This is a genomic window from Lacihabitans sp. LS3-19, from assembly GCF_024343575.1.
Taxonomy (GTDB): Bacteria; Bacteroidota; Bacteroidia; order Cytophagales; family Spirosomataceae; genus Leadbetterella.
In genome coordinates, this window is the sequence record NZ_RJUA01000082.1 from 1 (window position 1) to 1,939 (window position 1,939).

Annotated in this window: 1 protein-coding gene; it reads left to right on the forward strand. The window is 37.1% G+C overall.

The window, feature by feature from the left end:
* Window positions 1-1,939, forward strand: a 1,939-nt coding sequence (locus EGI22_RS15460) for a hypothetical protein (protein WP_255069336.1), incomplete at both ends; no start/stop codon positions are given.

Genomic DNA, 1,939 nt, shown 5'->3' on the forward strand with positions numbered 1-1,939 from the left:
AAAGTTCTACAGCTTGGAAAAATATTTCTGTTTCAGACGCATTAGCTTTTAGTTTCGATAATCCTGGAAACGATAGCACTTTTCACTTTAGAGCAAGAGTTGATTGCATAATTAGTTCATGCAACATAGCTACTTCCAATGTAGTTTCGGCTGTTTTTCATCCGCAATTGAGTATTTCGGTGCCTTTTGCAGATTCCACCATTTGTGCTGGTGCGAATGTAAGTATTTTAATTTCAGGCTGTAAAGGAGAAATTCTTTGGTCTACAGGCCAAACTTCAGCTCAAATTAATGTTGCACCAACAGAAAATACTACTTATATAGTCTCTTGTAAAAACTCTTGTGACGCGGTTTCTAAAAGTGTGAATATTACAGTAGTTCCTGGAATTGAAGCTCCTAACATTTCTACTTCAAAATTGAATTATTGCTTTGGGGAAACCATTATTTTAACTACCTCAAACTGCTTGGGTGATATAATTTGGAGCAATGGAATGCAAGGTGCAAGTATTGAAATTACTGCAAATAATAATTTCAGTATTTCCGCAAAATGCCAAACTACAGAGTGCCAATCTCCACAAAGTCAGACGCTTAACATCAAAGTCTATTCTGTATTGACGCCTGGATCTATTGTTTCTAATACTTCAACAAACTGTGCGGGTTTCAATCCATTGACCATCGCAAGCGTTCAAAATCCGTCTGGTGGAACTATCCAATGGCAAAAAGCGGAAGATTGCTTGGCTGCAAACCCTGCATGGGTGAATATTTCTGGAGAAAACTCAGTAACTTTCAATCCTCCTGCTCTTTTGGTTTCGACTTGTTACAGAAGGATGGTATTTGATTCTTGCAATACTGTGTATTCAAATATCTCTACTTTCAACATCAACCCTGACCCAAGTATAAACATTGTGGCTGATACAGATTCGGTTTGTTTTGGAAATACTCTAAATCTCACAAAAACAGTAATTGGTGGTGAAGGAATTTGTGATATTCAATGGCAAATAAATAAAACTAGCTCATCTCAAAGTTCTACAAATTGGAAAAATATTTCTGTTTCAGACGCTTTAGCCTTTAATTTCAATAATCCTGGAAACGATAGCACTTTCTATTTCAGAGCGAGAGTTGATTGCATAAATAGTTCATGTAATATCGCCACGTCCAATGTTGTTTCGGCTGTTTTTCATCCGCAATTGAGTATTTCAGTGCCTTTTTCAGATTCTACGATTTGTGCTGGTGCGAATGTAAACATTTTAAGCTCAAGCTGCAAAGGAGAAATCCTTTGGTCTTCTGGAGAAACTTCTGCTCAAATAAATGTATCCCCTACAGAAAATACCACCTACACAGTCACTTGCAAAAACTCTTGTGATGCGGTTTCTGAAAGTGTGAATATTAAAGTGGTTCCTGGAATTGAAGGCCCAATAAATACCACCCCAGATTCTGTTTATAGCCCTTCTGCATTAATTTTTACAGCCAATGGTCAAAGTTTAAAATGGTATGAAAGTGCAATTTCATCAATTCCTTTAAGCCAAACTCCAGAAGTTACAATTCCTGGACTTTATACTTTTTGGGTAAGCCAAACTATTGGCATTTGCGAAAGTCCGCGAATTCAAATAACCGCCAGATTAATCCCCGAGCTAGCTATTGTTACCCAGCCATTGTCTTTAATCAATTGCTACGGAAACACCTCAAATTTTGAGATTTCAGCCCTAGGTGGAGACTTAATCTACCAATGGCAAAGAAAAAGACCCAATGAAACTGCTTTCAGCAACTTAGATGATGCCAACAATTACATAGATGGAGCACTTACAGAGCAATTAAAAATTAAAAGTGTTGGAAATGCCGAAAGCCCAAATGGTACGCTTTATAGATGTATTATCAACAACCAAATAGAAGAAATAATAAGCGAGGAAGTAAGCTTGAATGTGAATAGAGTACAAGGAAGTTT